Raw genomic sequence first — 14,884 nt, 5'->3', positions numbered from 1 at the left:
ACGGCAGACGCCTGCGGTGACACTGCGATCGCCATCGCTTTGCAGGTGGCTCTACCCCTTAATACCTGAGATGTTAAATTTTGACTGGCTTTTTGTACGATAAAATAAAAATAACTCTATATTTCATGATGATATGAATTTTTTGAAGATACCGCTTTGGTGGTATTTGGTGTAATCCCTCGCCTGAAAGTCCCTCCTCGTCTTGATCGTTATCAATTCTCCCCCTCTTTCAGGGCGTTACCTTCGCTGCAAATCAGCAATGTCGATTTAGAGAGCCACAGGCTCCACACAGGAGATACCCGATGAGCAAATTTTTGGACCGGTTTCGCTACTTCAAACAGAAGGGTGAAACTTTTGCCGATGGGCACGGCCAGGTTCTGGATACCAACCGGGACTGGGAAGACGGTTACCGCCAGCGCTGGCAGCATGACAAAGTCGTCCGTTCGACCCACGGCGTGAACTGTACCGGCTCATGCAGCTGGAAGATTTTCGTTAAAAACGGTCTGGTGACCTGGGAAATGCAGCAGACCGACTATCCGCGCACCCGCCCGGATATGCCAAACCACGAACCGCGCGGTTGCCCGCGCGGTGCCAGCTACTCCTGGTATCTCTACAGCGCCAACCGTCTGAAATACCCGCTGATGCGCAAGCGCCTGATGAAAATGTGGCGTGAGGCGAAAGTACAGCACAGCGATCCGGTGGATGCCTGGGCGTCCATCATCGAAGACGCTGACAAAGCAAAAAGCTTCAAGCAGGCTCGCGGTCGCGGTGGTTTCGTTCGCTCCTCGTGGAAAGAGGTAAACGAACTGATTGCCGCCTCCAACGTCTACACCGTTAAAACCTACGGTCCTGACCGCGTGGCGGGCTTCTCGCCTATCCCGGCGATGTCGATGGTCTCTTACGCCTCCGGGGCGCGCTATCTGTCGCTGATCGGCGGTACCTGCCTTAGCTTCTACGACTGGTACTGCGACCTGCCGCCTGCGTCTCCGCAGACCTGGGGCGAGCAGACCGACGTGCCGGAGTCCGCGGACTGGTACAACTCCAGCTACATCATCGCCTGGGGCTCTAACGTTCCTCAGACGCGTACGCCGGACGCGCACTTCTTTACCGAAGTCCGTTACAAAGGCACCAAAACCGTGGCGGTCACTCCTGACTACGCGGAAATCGCCAAGCTGTGCGATCTGTGGCTGGCGCCGAAACAGGGTACCGATGCGGCGATGGCGATGGCGATGGGCCACGTCATGCTGCGTGAATTCCATCTTGATAAGCCAAGCCAGTACTTCACCGACTACGTGCGTCGCTACACCGACATGCCGATGCTGGTCATGCTGGAAGAGCGTGAGGGCTACTATGCTGCTGGCCGCACGCTGCGCGCAGCCGATCTGGTGGATTCGCTGGGCCAGGAAAATAACCCTGAGTGGAAAACCGTTGCGTATAACAGCAACGGCGAGCTGGTGGCGCCAAACGGCTCTATCGGCTTCCGCTGGGGCGAGAAGGGCAAGTGGAACCTTGAGCAACGCAACGGCACCACCGGCGAAGAGACGGAGCTGCGCCTGAGCATGCTGGGTAGCCAGGACGAGATCGCCGAGGTCGGGTTCCCGTACTTCGGCGGTGAAGGTTCAGAGCACTTCAACAAGGTTGAACTGAAAAACGTTCTGATGCACAAACTGCCGGTTAAGCGCCTGCAGCTGGCCGACGGCTCTACCGCGCTGGTCACCACCGTTTATGACCTGACCATGGCGAACTACGGTCTGGAACGCGGTCTGGGCGATGAAAACTGCGCAACCGGCTATGACGACGTGAAGGCCTACACCCCGGCCTGGGCGGAACAGATTACCGGCGTGCCTCGCGCGCACATTACCCGTATCGCACGTGAGTTTGCAGAAAACGCGGACAAAACGCACGGCCGTTCGATGATCATCGTCGGCGCGGGTCTGAACCACTGGTATCACCTCGATATGAACTATCGCGGTCTGATCAACATGCTGATCTTCTGCGGCTGCGTCGGTCAGAGCGGCGGCGGCTGGGCGCACTACGTCGGCCAGGAAAAACTGCGTCCGCAGACCGGCTGGCAGCCGCTGGCGTTTGCCCTCGACTGGCAGCGTCCGGCACGCCATATGAACAGCACCTCCTACTTCTATAACCACTCCAGCCAGTGGCGCTACGAAACGGTCACCGCGCAGGAGCTGCTGTCGCCGATGGCGGATAAATCCCGCTACAGCGGCCACCTGATTGACTTCAACGTGCGCGCAGAGCGCATGGGCTGGCTGCCGTCGGCGCCGCAGCTGGGCACTAACCCGCTGCGCATTGCGGAAGCGGCGAAGCAGGCGGGCATGTCACCGGTGGATTACACCGTGAAATCCCTGAAGGATGGCTCTATCCGCTTCGCGGCAGAACAGCCGGAGAACGGTAAAAACCACCCGCGTAACCTGTTCATCTGGCGCTCCAACCTGCTGGGCTCGTCCGGTAAAGGCCACGAGTACATGCTGAAATACCTGCTCGGTACCGAAAACGGTATCCAGGGGAAAGATCTCGGCAAGCAGGGCGGCGTGAAGCCGGAAGAGGTGGAATGGAAAGATAACGGCCTCGACGGCAAGCTGGATCTGGTGGTGACGCTCGACTTCCGTCTGTCCAGCACCTGCCTGTACTCCGACATCGTGCTGCCAACCGCGACCTGGTACGAAAAAGACGACATGAATACCTCGGATATGCATCCGTTTATTCATCCGCTGTCTGCGGCCGTTGACCCGGCGTGGGAATCGAAAAGCGACTGGGATATCTACAAAGACATCGCGAAGAAATTCTCCGAAGTCTGCGTAGGGCACCTCGGCAAAGAGACCGACGTGGTGACGCTGCCAATCCAGCACGACTCCGCCGCCGAACTGGCGCAGCCGCTGGACGTGAAGGACTGGAAAAAAGGCGAATGCGACCTGATCCCGGGCGTGACCGCGCCGCACATTATTCCGGTTGAACGCGACTATCCGGCAACCTACGAGCGCTTTACCTCTATCGGCCCGCTGATGGAGAAAATCGGTAACGGCGGGAAGGGGATCGCCTGGAACACCCAGAGCGAGATGGATCTGCTGCGCAAGCTCAACTACACCAAAGCGGACGGCCCGGCGAAAGGCCAGCCCATGCTGAACACGGCGATTGATGCAGCAGAGATGATCCTGACCCTGGCCCCGGAAACCAACGGTCACGTTGCCGTCAAAGCCTGGGCGGCGCTGAGCGAGTTCACCGGCCGCGACCATACGCACCTGGCGACGAATAAAGAGGAAGAGAAAATCCGCTTCCGCGATATTCAGGCGCAGCCGCGCAAGATTATCTCCAGCCCGACCTGGTCTGGCCTGGAGGATGAGCACGTGTCCTATAACGCGGGCTACACCAACGTTCACGAGCTGATCCCATGGCGCACCCTGTCAGGCCGTCAGTCGCTGTATCAGGATCACCAGTGGATGCGCGATTTCGGTGAAAGCCTGCTGGTTTACCGTCCGCCAATCGACACCCGCTCCGTGAAAGCGGTAATGGGCGCGAAATCGAACGGTAACCCAGAGAAGGCGCTGAACTTCCTGACGCCACACCAGAAGTGGGGCATTCACTCCACCTACAGCGACAACCTGCTGATGCTGACCCTGTCTCGCGGCGGTCCGATTGTCTGGATGAGCGAAACGGACGCCAAAGATCTGGGTATCGAAGATAACGACTGGATCGAAGTGTTCAACAGCAACGGTGCCCTGACGGCGCGTGCGGTGGTGAGCCAGCGCGTACCGGCCGGGATGACCATGATGTACCACGCGCAGGAACGTATCGTTAACCTGCCGGGGTCAGAAATTACCGAGCAGCGCGGCGGGATCCACAACTCCGTGACCCGCATTACGCCGAAGCCGACCCACATGATCGGTGGCTATGCGCAGCTGGCCTACGGCTTTAACTACTACGGCACCGTAGGATCGAACCGCGATGAGTTCGTGGTGGTACGTAAGATGAAGAATATTAACTGGTTAGACGGCGAAGGTAATGACCAGGTACAGGAGAGCGTAAAATGAAAATTCGTTCACAAGTCGGCATGGTGCTGAATCTGGATAAATGCATCGGCTGTCATACCTGCTCGGTCACCTGTAAAAACGTCTGGACCAGCCGTGAAGGTATGGAGTACGCCTGGTTCAACAACGTGGAAAGCAAGCCGGGCACCGGCTTCCCGACCGACTGGGAAAACCAGGAGAAATGGAAGGGCGGCTGGATCCGTAAAATCAACGGCAAGCTGCAGCCGCGCATGGGTAACCGCGCGATGCTGCTGGGTAAAATCTTCGCTAACCCGCACCTGCCGGGCATCGACGATTACTACGAGCCGTTTGACTACGACTACCAGAACCTGCACAACGCGCCGGAAAGCAAGCACCAGCCGATCGCTCGTCCGCGCTCGCTGATCACCGGTCAGCGCATGGACAAGATCACCAGCGGTCCAAACTGGGAGGAGATTCTGGGCGGCGAGTTCGAGAAACGCGCCAAAGACCAGAACTTCGAGAACATGCAGAAGGCGATGTACGGCCAGTTCGAAAATACCTTCATGATGTATCTGCCGCGCCTGTGCGAGCACTGCCTCAACCCGGCGTGCGTGGCGACCTGCCCGAGCGGCGCTATCTACAAGCGTGAAGAAGATGGCATCGTGCTGATCGACCAGGACAAGTGTCGCGGCTGGCGCATGTGCATCACCGGCTGCCCGTACAAAAAAATCTACTTCAACTGGAAGAGCGGTAAATCTGAGAAGTGCATCTTCTGCTACCCGCGTATCGAAGCCGGAATGCCGACTGTCTGCTCAGAAAGCTGCGTAGGCCGTATTCGCTACCTCGGCGTGCTGCTGTATGACGCGGACGCGATTGAAAACGCCGCGAGCACCGAGCACGAGAAAGATCTGTATCAGCGTCAGCTGGACGTCTTCCTCGATCCGAACGATCCCAAGGTGATTGAGCAGGCGCTGAAGGACGGCGTGCCGCAGAGCGTGATTGACGCGGCGCAGCAGTCACCGGTGTACAAAATGGCAATGGACTGGAAGCTTGCGCTGCCGCTGCACCCGGAATACCGCACCCTGCCGATGGTCTGGTACGTGCCGCCGCTGTCGCCGATTCAGTCCGCGGCTGACGCGGGCGAACTGGGCAGCAACGGCATCCTGCCGGACGTGGAAAGCCTGCGTATTCCGGTTCAGTACCTGGCGAACCTGTTGACCGCAGGGGATACCCAGCCGGTACTGCTCGCGCTGAAGCGTATGCTGGCGATGCGTCACTTCAAACGCGCGGAAACCGTAGACGGCGTGATCGATACCCGCGCGCTGGAAGAGGTTGGTCTGACCGAAGCGCAGGCGCAGGAGATGTACCGCTATCTGGCGATTGCCAACTACGAAGACCGTTTCGTGGTGCCGAGCAGCCACCGCGAGCTGGCCCGTGAAGCCTTCCCGGAAAAAAATGGCTGTGGCTTTACCTTTGGCGACGGTTGCCACGGGTCAGACAGCAAATTCAACCTGTTCAACAGCCGCCGCATCGATGCCATGGATGTGACCAGCAAAACGGAGCCGCACCAATGATTGAACTCGTCATTGTTTCGCGTCTGCTCGAGTACCCGGATGCTGCGCTTGCGCAGCATCAGCAGGAACTCTTTGATGCACTCGCGTCATCTGAAAACCTGGATAAAGACGATGCCCAGCGGCTTGGCGTTTTCCTCCGCGATCTGCTGGCGCGCGACCTTCTGGATGCCCAGTCGGACTACAGCCAGCTGTTTGACCGGGGGCGTGCGACCTCGCTGCTGCTGTTTGAACACGTTCACGGTGAGTCCCGTGACCGCGGTCAGGCGATGGTCGACCTGATGGCCCAGTACGAACAGCACGGCCTGCAGCTCGACAGCCGCGAGCTGCCGGATCATCTCCCGCTGTATCTGGAGTACCTGGCGCAGCTGCCGAAAGAAGAGGCGCTGGGCGGTCTGCAGGACATCGCGCCGATCCTGGCGCTGCTCGGCGCGCGTCTTCAGCAGCGCGAGAGCCGCTATGCGGTGCTGTTCGATCTGCTGGTGAAGCTGGCCAACGCCGCGGTCGACAGTGAAAAAGTGGCGGAGAAAATCGCGGATGAAGCCCGCGATGATACGCCACAAGCGCTGGACGCGGTCTGGGAAGAAGAGCAGGTGAAATTCTTTGCTGACCAGAACTGCGGCGAGTCTGAAATCTCCGCTCACCAGCGTCGTTTTGCCGGCGCGGTTGCACCGCAATATTTGAATATCTCTAACGGAGGACGGCACTAATGCACTTCCTGAATATGTTCTTCTTCGACATTTACCCGTATATCGCGGGTACCGTGTTCCTGGTGGGAAGCTGGCTGCGTTACGACTACGGCCAGTACACCTGGCGTGCGGCCTCCAGCCAGATGCTGGATCGTAAAGGGATGCATGTGGGCTCTAACCTGTTCCACATCGGTATTCTGGGGATTTTTGCCGGTCACTTCCTGGGGATGCTGACGCCGCACTGGATGTATGAAGCGTGGCTACCGATCGAGGTGAAGCAGAAGATGGCGATGATCGCCGGCGGTGCCTGCGGCGTGATGACTCTGGTGGGTGGCCTGCTGCTGCTGAAACGTCGTCTGTTCAGCCCGCGCGTGCGTGCGACCACGACCGCAGCGGATATTCTGATCCTCTCCCTGCTGATGGTGCAGTGCGCGCTGGGCCTGCTGACCATTCCGTTCTCGGCGCAGCATATGGACGGCAGCGAAATGATGAAGCTGGTCGGCTGGGCGCAGTCCGTGGTGACCTTCCACGGCGGAGCCTCCGCGCACCTGGACGGCGTGGCGTTTATCTTCCGCGTTCACCTGGTGCTGGGGATGACGCTGTTTGTGCTGTTCCCGTTCTCACGTCTGGTGCATATCTGGAGCGCGCCGGTGGAGTACCTGACGCGCAAATACCAGATTGTGCGCGCCCGTCGCTAATTCGCCGTTTTGATACCAACCCCGCACTCGCGGGGTTTTTTTTCGCCCCAGCCCAGATTATTACCCGCGGCAGCAAACAGGATTAGCGCGCCGCCCGCCAGCTGCGTCAGGTTCAGCGAGTGTCCGAACACCAGATTATCGACAACGATCGCCACCACCGGATAGATAAACGACAGGGAGCCGGTAATGGGCGTAGGCAGCTTCTGGATCGCGCTGTAGAGCAGCTGGTACATAATGCCTGTATGGACGATGCCCAGCGTCAGCAGGATCGGCCAGGGAAAATCACCAGAAAATGACGGCATGCTGGCAAACGGCAAAAGCATCACGACGCCCGTCAGCACCTGGATAAAGGCAATATGCTGCGGCGCAACGGATCTGAGCTTGCGGGCAATAATGGCCGTGACCGCATAGAAGAAAGCCGCGGCCATCGCCAGGCCGATTCCGGCGAGCCATTCACCGCCGTGCGCGCCGGTCAGCTCGCTGGAGAGCAAGATCACCACGCCGCCAAAGGCGAGGAACAGCCAGCCCCATTTCACCAGGCTAACGCGCTCACCTAAAAACATCCCCATCAGGACCAGCATAAACGGCTGGGTGTTATAGACCACGGTCGAAAGACCAATCGAGATCCGTTCATAGGCCGCGAAGAGCAGCAGCCAGTTCACCACGAGCGCTACGCCGCCGAGAATGGCCAGCAGCAGCGTGGTGCGGGTGAGGGGACTGAAGGGCTTTTGACTTGCCCGGATAAAAATAAAAAGCGCTATTGCCCCGATAAGACAGCGCCAGAACACCACTTCCGTCACCGGCAGACCGCTGAGTAAAACAAACGCACCGATAGAGCCGGAAATTAACATCGCCAGGCTCATTTGCCAGACGCCTTTATGGAAATCACGCATCATCCACCTCCTGATTGTATGACGCTATTGTCGAAAATCGCTGTCGGGTTTTACAGGGATGAGATAAGGTGAAATGCAGTGATGACTTTTTAAAATTAGGTGAAAACGATGGAATACCTTCTCGATGATATCGACCGTCAAATTTTAGCCTGTCTGGTCGAAGATGCGCGCATGTCTTTGAAGGTGCTCAGCGGACGCATCGGTCTGACTTCCCCCAGCACGGCAGAACGCCTGAAGAGGCTGGAAGAGCGCGGTGTGATTCAGGGGTATGGCGCACGGGTGAATCTGGCGGCGCTGGGGTATACGCTGCAGGCGCTGGTGCGCGTGCGGCCTTTGCCGGGGTTGTTGCATAAGGTGGATAAATACATTCAGGCGATGCCGGAGTGCATAGAGAGCGACAAAGTCACCGGGGAAGATTGCTTTGTTATTAGGCTGGTGGTGCGATCGATAGAGCAGCTGGATGTGCTGCTGGACGGCCTGGCGGAGCATGCCCAGTGCAATACGTCGATTGTGAAGAGTTCGCCGGTGAAGCGTCGTTTGCCGCCGATGTAGGCTTCTGTCTTCTGTCTTCTGTCTTCTGTCTTCTGTCTTCTGTCGCCGGGTGGCGGCTGCGCCTTACCCGGCCTACAAAGGCGGATTCGGTTCAGTTTTATAATGATTTTTTGGATTATTTGAAAGTGATGGTGGTGGGGGAAGGATTACTCGGCGCGTTGCGCCTCGCCCTTCGGGTCGTTGCCTGCGGCAACGCTTTCTCGCTACGCTCGAATCGAACCTTAGTCGAAGCTTCTCATCCTTCCCCGTTACGGAAATACATGATGCCTGGTGCAAAAAGGAGGTTTGGAGTTATTTGAAAGTGATGGTGGTGGGGGAAGGATTACTCGGCGCGTTGCGCCTCGCCCTTCGGGTCGTTGCCTGCGGCAACGCTTTCTCGCTACGCTCGAATCGAACCTTAGTCGAAGCTTCTCATCCTTCCCCGTTACGGAAATACATGATGCCTGGTGCAAAAAGGAGGTTTGGAGTTATTTGAAAGTGATGGTGGTGGGGGAAGGATTACTCGGCGCGTTGCGCCTCGCCCTTCGGGTCGTTGCCTGCGGCAACGCTTTCTCGCTACGCTCGAATCGAACCTTAGTCGAAGCTTCTCATCCTTCCCCGTTACGGAAATACATGATGCCTGGTGCAAAAAGGAGGTTTGGAGTTATTTGAAAGTGATGGTGGTGGGGGAAGGATTCGAACCTTCGAAGTCGATGACGGCAGATTTACAGTCTGCTCCCTTTGGCCGCTCGGGAACCCCACCAGGGGTAATTCAAATTTTGATGTCGTGCTGAGAGATGGTGGTGGGGGAAGGATTCGAACCTTCGAAGTCGATGACGGCAGATTTACAGTCTGCTCCCTTTGGCCGCTCGGGAACCCCACCACGGGGTAATGCTTTTTGACTTACCTGCTTCCTTCTGGAAGCGGGGCGCATCATATCAAATGAGGCGCCCCTGTAAAGCATTCCTTTAGGTAAATGAAGCTGTTTGCCTGCTTTTTATCCGTAAAGGCGCAAAGCTAATCAATTCATTTTCCGAAAGATTAAAGAATGATGGTTCTGTTGCCGTAGACAAAGACACGCTGCGCCAGCACCTGATACAGCGCACGACTGAGCACGTTCTTCTCAACGTCACGCCCTGCACGCATCATGTCCTCGGCCGTGTAGGTGTGGTCCACGTGAATCACGTCCTGCATGATGATTGGACCTTCGTCCAGGTTGTCATTCACATAGTGCGCGGTCGCACCGATGATCTTCACGCCGCGCTCGTAGGCCTGGTGGTAGGGACGCGCACCAATAAAGGCCGGCAGGAACGAGTGGTGAATGTTGATGATCTTGTTCGGGAAACGCGCCACGAAGGATGGCGTCAACACGCGCATGTATTTCGCCAGCACCACGTAGTCCGGGTTATGCGCTTCAATGGCCTGCGCCATCAGATCGTCGTGTTCTTCACGGGTATGGCCTTCGTGGCTCACCAGCTCGAACGGAATATCAAAACGCTCGACCAGCGTGCGCAGCGTCTCATGGTTGCCAATAACGGCAGCTATTTCCACGTCCAGACCGCCGTAGTTTGCTTTCATCAGCAGGTCGCCCAGACAGTGTGCTTCTTTGGTCACCAGGATCACGATGCGGCGTCGACCGGCTGGGGTCAGTTCGCGCACGGAACCTTCCGGAAGCGCGCTGTCGAGATCGGCAAGCAGGGTGGTGTCGTTGAAAATACCTTCGAGTTCGGTACGCATAAAGAAGCGGCCGGTACGGTGGTCAACGAACTCGTTGTTCTGCACGATATTCAGTTCATGTTTGTAGCAAATGTTGGTAATTCGTGCGATCAGTCCTTTTTGATCGGGACAGATGGTGCGCAGAACTTTACGTTGTAATGATTGCATCGCCGGGAAATCCTGTTTGTATTTGCGAAGTCTGGGTTGTCAGGCATTACTGCCCGCAACACTTTTTAAATTTTTTACCTGAACCACACGGGCAGGGATCGTTACGACCAAACTGTGGGCGCGTTCCGTCAATATAATACCACTGCCCGCTTTCCTTTAAGAACCGGGAACGCTCGATAATGGCACCAGGTTTATTATTCTCGGTAAAACGAGCAACAAAGCTGACGTAACCTTCATCAACATGACTGCCCGTTGAGAATTCATAGACGGTGAGGCCGAGCCACTGCGTGTTCGCGAAGCCGGCTTCGATGTCCTGTCTGAATTCGGCAGCGTGGCAGGAGGGATGCCAGGTTTTAATCAGGTAGTCTGCGTCTTTGATCACAAAAGCAGTGTAACGTGAACGCATGAGGTGTGACGGGTCTGGTGCAACCTGATCGCCAGACAGATATCGCTGGCAACATAGGCTATACTCCAGAGCGCTACCACAAGGGCAGAGTTGAGACACGATTCTCTTCCTGGAACAAATAATAAAGGCGTAAAACGCTTCGGGTAGCACTATGTTAACTGAGCTGTTGCGTTGACGCTATGTCAGGAATCCAGGGGAAGTAAAACAGGGCTAATGAGAAAGGTTAAAATTGGACTGGCGCTGGGCTCAGGTGCAGCCCGGGGATGGTCACACATCGGCGTGATTAATGCCTTAAACAAGATGGGCATTAACGTAGATATTGTCGCAGGTTGTTCAATAGGATCGCTTGTCGGCTCCGCCTACGCGTGCGGGAAGCTTCCGGAACTCGAGACCTGGGTGCGTTCCTTCAGTTACTGGGACGTCCTGCGTCTGATGGACCTCTCGTGGCAGCGTGGTGGGCTGTTGCGCGGCGAACGCGTCTTTAACCAGTTCCGTCAGGTTATGCCTCTCGAAGACTTCACTGATTGTCAGATGCCCTTTGGCGCCGTCGCGACGAACCTCAGCACGGGACGCGAACTCTGGCTAACCGAAGGGGATATCCATCTTGCCGTGCGCGCCTCCTGCAGCATGCCGGGGCTTATGGCGCCTGTCCCACACAACGGTTACTGGCTTGTTGACGGTGGCGTTGTAAACCCGGTTCCCATCTCTCTGACCCGTGCAATGGGGGCGGATATCGTGATTGCCGTCGACCTGCAGCACGACGCCCACCTGATGCAACAGGACCTCATGCCGGTCAATCTCCAGAGCGAAGATGCCGAGGGCGAGAAACTGGCCTGGCATGAGCGCCTGCGCGGTAGAATCGGGCGTATGGCCGCGCGACGCTCGGTTGCCGCGCCGACGGCGATAGAAATCATGACCACGTCAATCCAGGTACTGGAGAATCGCCTTAAGCGCAATCGTATGGCAGGCGACCCGCCAGATATTCTTATTCAGCCTTACTGTCCGCAAATCTCTACTCTTGATTTCCATCGGGCTGAGGCCGCCATCGCAGCGGGCTCGTTAGCCGTCGAAAAGAAAATGGACGAATTGTTGCCTTTTGTGCAAACAGCACGTTAAGCACCTTTTTTTGACTACTTCAGCAAAATCTGACAGGCGATAGTGCCGATCGCATGCCACTATTTAGTTACTGTCAGCCAGGGGAGGAACCATGACGCAGCCATTGGCCGGAAAACACATTTTGATTGTAGAAGACGAGCCCGTTTTCCGATCGCTACTGGATTCGTGGTTATCCTCGCTGGGAGCAATCACTTCACTGGCTGAAGATGGTATTGACGCCCTGGAAAAAATGATCAGCATTACGCCCGATTTAATGATTTGCGACATTGAGATGCCGCGCATGAATGGGCTGAAGCTGGTTGAACATCTGCGTAACGAAGGCAACCAGACGCCGATTCTGGTGATCTCTGCCACAGAGAATATGGCGGATATCGCCAAAGCATTGCGACTCGGTGTCCAGGATATTCTGCTTAAGCCGGTCAAGGATCTGAATCGGCTGCGAGAAACGGTCTTAGCGTGCCTTTATCCGAATATGTTTAATTCCCGGGTAGAGGAGGAGGAGCGTCTTTTCCAAGACTGGGATGCCCTGGTGAGTGACCCTCCTGCTGCGGCGAAACTGTTGCAAGAACTTCAGCCACCCGTACAGCAAACTATTTCACACTGCCGCGTAAATTATCGTCAGCTGGTAGCGGCTGACCAGCCGGGACTGGTACTGGATATCGCACCTTTATCTGATTCCGACCTTGCGTTTTATTCTCTGGATGTCACCCGGGCAGGGGATAATGGCGTATTAGCCGCGTTACTTCTTCGTGCGCTTTTTAATGGTTTGCTGCAGGAACAGTTATCGCATCAGGGACAACGGCTGCCGGAGTTAGGTAGTTTGCTCAAACAGGTAAACCAGCTTTTTCGCCAGGCTAATTTGCCCGGACAGTTCCCGCTGCTGGTCGGCTATTACCACAGCGGTTTAAAGAATCTGATCCTCGTTTCAGCAGGTCTCAACGCTTCACTGAATACCGGTGAACATCATATTCAGGTGAGTAACGGTGTTCCGCTTGGGACATTGGGTACGGCATATCTTAATCAAATTAGCCACCGCTGTTCCTCCTGGCAGTGCCAAATTTGGGGCGCCGGGGGACGGCTACGCTTAATGTTGTCCACGGAATAAGCAATTGGATCTTAATTTTAAGATTGCTTTACCTGTGTTTTACGGGGAGTGCTACTATCGCTGCCCAGATTCATGCGTATTTGTCCTAATTGATCGGCAACGCGTTCTTTTCAGACCCGGACTGCGGGGTGAGGCTGATATACTCAACGCGTTATTTATTGCATAAAAGTTCAAAACTTGAACAGCTCAGGAGAATTTGAATGGCTGCCCTAAATTCGAAAGTCAGAAAGGCCGTCATCCCGGTAGCGGGATTGGGGACCAGGATGTTACCAGCAACTAAGGCAATTCCTAAAGAGATGCTGCCTCTGGTTGATAAGCCATTAATCCAGTATGTCGTTAATGAATGTATCGCAGCCGGCATCACTGAAATTGTGCTGGTTACGCATTCATCAAAAAACTCTATCGAAAACCATTTCGATACAAGCTTTGAACTTGAAGCCATGCTGGAAAAACGTGTTAAGCGTCAGCTGTTAGAAGAAGTTCAGTCTATTTGCCCGCCACACGTTACTATTATGCAGGTTCGTCAGGGCCTGGCTAAAGGTTTGGGCCACGCTGTGATGTGTGCACATCCTGTTGTAGGTGATGAGCCTGTAGCGGTAATTCTGCCTGACGTAATTCTGGACGAATACGAATCCGATCTTTCTCAGGATAACCTGGCAGAGATGATCAAACGTTTCGACGAAACCGGTAGCAGCCAGATTATGGTTGAGCCTGTTGACGACGTGACGGCATACGGTGTGGTTGACTGCAAAGGCGTTAACCTTGAGCCGGGCGAAAGCGTGCCAATGGTTGGCGTGGTAGAGAAGCCTAAAGCCGACGTAGCGCCTTCAAACCTGGCCGTTGTAGGTCGCTATGTCCTGAGCGCTGAAATCTGGCCTCTGCTGGCGAAAACGCCTCCAGGAGCGGGTGATGAGATTCAGCTGACGGATGCCATTGATATGCTGATCGAGAAAGAGACCGTTGAGGCTTACCATATGAAAGGTAAGAGCCATGACTGCGGTAATAAGCTTGGTTATATGCAGGCGTTCGTTGAATATGGTATTCGCCACAATACTCTTGGTGAAGAATTTAAAACCTGGCTCAAAGAGAGCGTAGGTATTAAGAAATAAGCCACGGTTAGATATGTCCGAAACCGGTGAGGCGCTGCCCACCGGTTTTTTTGTGCCCTAAACACTTCCAAAACCTGTCTCAAAGTACAGTTATTAAAATTGCCAAATAATGCTTTATGACAGAGTGTAAGGGGATGTTTGCGACAAATTTAGGTTAAAAAAAATCCCGCATTACGCGGGATTTTTCTGAATACGGCTGGATTAATCCTTGATCAGGAAGTCGTCCAGCTGTTTACCTTGTTCGTCCATGGCTTTCTTGATAACAGCAGGAGTGCGGCCCTGGCCAGTCCAGGTTTTAGTTTCGCCGTTCTCATCAACGTAGCTATATTTAGCAGGACGAGCAGCACGCTTGGCTTTAGTACCGGTTTTAGCTGCAGCCATGCTGTTCAGCAATTCATTTGGATCGATACCATCAGCAATCAGCATTTCACGATATTGCTGCAGTTTACGAGTACGTTCTTCGATTTCAGCGGCAGCTGCGCTTTCTTCTTCACGACGTTCATTAACTACAACTTCTAATTTTTCCAGCATTTCTTCAAGCGTTTCGAGGGTGCATTCTCTTGCCTGCGCACGAAGAGTACGGATGTTGTTCAGAATTTTAAGTGCTTCGCTCATTGTAGTAATCTCAAACTTATAATGGGGGGTGGTTTGTTGACCTAATAATAGAGCCATAAATTCAGTTGTGCAATAGCCAGGAATGTAAGGAATTCAAAAAATACTAAATAATGCCGCTATTATTAATTACGCTAACTTAAATTTCATCACCCAACAGTCTCGTTTGTTATCAGCTAACCCGGCTGGACCCAGTCGATTGCCTCTTTTTTTTGTGACATTTACCGCAGGAATTATAGTTGCGGCGGAGAAATATCAGCCTTTTG

Annotated in this window: 12 protein-coding genes, 2 tRNA genes and 3 other RNA genes; 8 read left to right on the top strand and 9 right to left on the bottom strand. The window is 55.0% G+C overall.

The annotated features are described in order from the left end of the window. The first annotated feature begins 302 nt into the window (after nt 1-302). From NI40_RS12930 to narI, 4 genes are read left to right on the top strand one after another with little or no spacing between them, the layout of a single operon-like run. The gene (locus NI40_RS12930; protein ID WP_039263581.1) at nt 303-4,046 is read left to right on the top strand and encodes a nitrate reductase subunit alpha; all 3,744 of its coding nucleotides are present in this window, start codon (nt 303-305) and stop codon (nt 4,044-4,046) included. Further along, a complete protein-coding gene (gene narH, locus NI40_RS12925) occupies nt 4,043-5,578 on the top strand; it encodes a nitrate reductase subunit beta (protein ID WP_039263580.1) in 1,536 nt (511 codons plus the stop codon). The genes NI40_RS12930 and narH overlap by 4 nt, the downstream gene beginning before the upstream one ends. Next, on the top strand, nt 5,575-6,285 hold the full coding sequence (narJ, locus tag NI40_RS12920; protein WP_039263578.1) for a nitrate reductase molybdenum cofactor assembly chaperone: 711 nt from the start codon (nt 5,575-5,577) through the stop codon (nt 6,283-6,285). Before narH ends, narJ begins: the two co-directional genes overlap by 4 nt. Continuing rightward, a complete protein-coding gene (narI, locus tag NI40_RS12915; RefSeq protein WP_023312107.1) occupies nt 6,285-6,962 on the top strand; it encodes a respiratory nitrate reductase subunit gamma in 678 nt (225 codons plus the stop codon). The genes narJ and narI overlap by 1 nt, the downstream gene beginning before the upstream one ends. Here the strand turns inward: narI and NI40_RS12910 are convergent. Further along, nucleotides 6,959-7,855, bottom strand: coding sequence for a DMT family transporter (locus NI40_RS12910; RefSeq protein ID WP_039263577.1), 897 nt, complete (start codon nt 7,853-7,855; stop codon nt 6,959-6,961). The two genes, narI and NI40_RS12910, sit on opposite strands and share 4 nt — an antisense overlap. Nucleotides 7,856-7,963: 108 nt before the next feature. On the opposite strand from NI40_RS12910, the gene NI40_RS12905 reads away from it, so the two are divergent. Then, complete coding sequence (locus NI40_RS12905) at nt 7,964-8,407, top strand: Lrp/AsnC family transcriptional regulator (protein ID WP_029740417.1); 444 nt, start codon at nt 7,964-7,966, stop codon at nt 8,405-8,407. 129 nt (nt 8,408-8,536) lie between these two features. Here NI40_RS12905 and NI40_RS22990 read toward each other — a convergent pair. The 7 genes from NI40_RS22990 to NI40_RS12885 all read right to left on the bottom strand — a co-directional run bounded on the left by NI40_RS22990 (nt 8,537) and on the right by NI40_RS12885 (nt 10,775). After that, nucleotides 8,537-8,667: non-coding RNA, RtT sRNA (locus tag NI40_RS22990), on the bottom strand. 45 nt (nt 8,668-8,712) lie between these two features. Next, nucleotides 8,713-8,843, bottom strand: a non-coding RNA gene (locus NI40_RS22985) — RtT sRNA. Nucleotides 8,844-8,888: 45 nt separating this feature from the next. Then, nucleotides 8,889-9,019: non-coding RNA, RtT sRNA (locus NI40_RS22980), on the bottom strand. Between the two features lie 45 nt (nt 9,020-9,064). Then, a tRNA-Tyr gene (locus NI40_RS12900) sits at nt 9,065-9,149 on the bottom strand. A gap of 35 nt (nt 9,150-9,184) precedes the next feature. Next, nucleotides 9,185-9,269 (bottom strand) — tRNA-Tyr (locus tag NI40_RS12895). A 158-nt stretch (nt 9,270-9,427) separates the two neighbouring features. After that, complete coding sequence (purU, locus tag NI40_RS12890) at nt 9,428-10,270, bottom strand: formyltetrahydrofolate deformylase (protein ID WP_023312104.1); 843 nt, start codon at nt 10,268-10,270, stop codon at nt 9,428-9,430. Nucleotides 10,271-10,316: 46 nt separating this feature from the next. After that, nucleotides 10,317-10,775, bottom strand: a complete 459-nt coding sequence (locus tag NI40_RS12885; protein ID WP_039263576.1) for a YchJ family protein — start codon at nt 10,773-10,775, stop codon at nt 10,317-10,319. A gap of 114 nt (nt 10,776-10,889) precedes the next feature. Here NI40_RS12885 and rssA point away from each other — a divergent pair, with 114 nt between their 5' ends. The 3 genes from rssA (at nt 10,890) to galU (ending at nt 14,006) form a co-directional block, all read left to right on the top strand. Next, entirely contained in the window at nt 10,890-11,792 is a 903-nt protein-coding gene (gene rssA / locus NI40_RS12880) for a patatin-like phospholipase RssA (protein WP_023312102.1), read from the top strand. A gap of 91 nt (nt 11,793-11,883) precedes the next feature. Further along, complete coding sequence (gene rssB / locus NI40_RS12875) at nt 11,884-12,897, top strand: two-component system response regulator RssB (protein ID WP_033145760.1); 1,014 nt, start codon at nt 11,884-11,886, stop codon at nt 12,895-12,897. Between the two features lie 200 nt (nt 12,898-13,097). Beyond that, complete coding sequence (galU, locus tag NI40_RS12870) at nt 13,098-14,006, top strand: UTP--glucose-1-phosphate uridylyltransferase GalU (protein ID WP_033145759.1); 909 nt, start codon at nt 13,098-13,100, stop codon at nt 14,004-14,006. Nucleotides 14,007-14,207: 201 nt separating this feature from the next. On the opposite strand, the gene hns is transcribed toward galU, so the two are convergent. Then, entirely contained in the window at nt 14,208-14,621 is a 414-nt protein-coding gene (gene hns, locus NI40_RS12865) for a histone-like nucleoid-structuring protein H-NS (RefSeq protein WP_008502781.1), read from the bottom strand. Nucleotides 14,622-14,884: the final 263 nt, after the last annotated feature.

Source organism: Enterobacter sp. E20 (genome assembly GCF_000801755.2).
Classification (GTDB): Bacteria; Pseudomonadota; Gammaproteobacteria; order Enterobacterales; family Enterobacteriaceae; genus Enterobacter; species Enterobacter asburiae_B.
The sequence above is the reverse complement of the archived record's forward strand: the minus strand, read 5'-3'. Positions and strand labels throughout refer to the sequence as shown.

Bases quoted from the DNA above. Each gene is read 5' to 3' on its own strand.
- NI40_RS12930 (WP_039263581.1), top strand. From the start codon at position 303: ATGAGCAAATTTTTGGACCGGTTTCGCTACTTCAAACAGAAGGGTGAA.
- narH (WP_039263580.1), top strand. From the start codon at position 4,043: ATGAAAATTCGTTCACAAGTCGGCATGGTGCTGAATCTGGATAAATGC.
- narJ (WP_039263578.1), top strand. From the start codon at position 5,575: ATGATTGAACTCGTCATTGTTTCGCGTCTGCTCGAGTACCCGGATGCT.
- narI (WP_023312107.1), top strand. From the start codon at position 6,285: ATGCACTTCCTGAATATGTTCTTCTTCGACATTTACCCGTATATCGCG.
- NI40_RS12910 (WP_039263577.1), bottom strand. From the start codon at position 7,855: ATGCGTGATTTCCATAAAGGCGTCTGGCAAATGAGCCTGGCGATGTTA.
- NI40_RS12905 (WP_029740417.1), top strand. From the start codon at position 7,964: ATGGAATACCTTCTCGATGATATCGACCGTCAAATTTTAGCCTGTCTG.
- purU (WP_023312104.1), bottom strand. From the start codon at position 10,270: ATGCAATCATTACAACGTAAAGTTCTGCGCACCATCTGTCCCGATCAA.
- rssA (WP_023312102.1), top strand. From the start codon at position 10,890: ATGAGAAAGGTTAAAATTGGACTGGCGCTGGGCTCAGGTGCAGCCCGG.
- rssB (WP_033145760.1), top strand. From the start codon at position 11,884: ATGACGCAGCCATTGGCCGGAAAACACATTTTGATTGTAGAAGACGAG.
- galU (WP_033145759.1), top strand. From the start codon at position 13,098: ATGGCTGCCCTAAATTCGAAAGTCAGAAAGGCCGTCATCCCGGTAGCG.
- hns (WP_008502781.1), bottom strand. From the start codon at position 14,621: ATGAGCGAAGCACTTAAAATTCTGAACAACATCCGTACTCTTCGTGCG.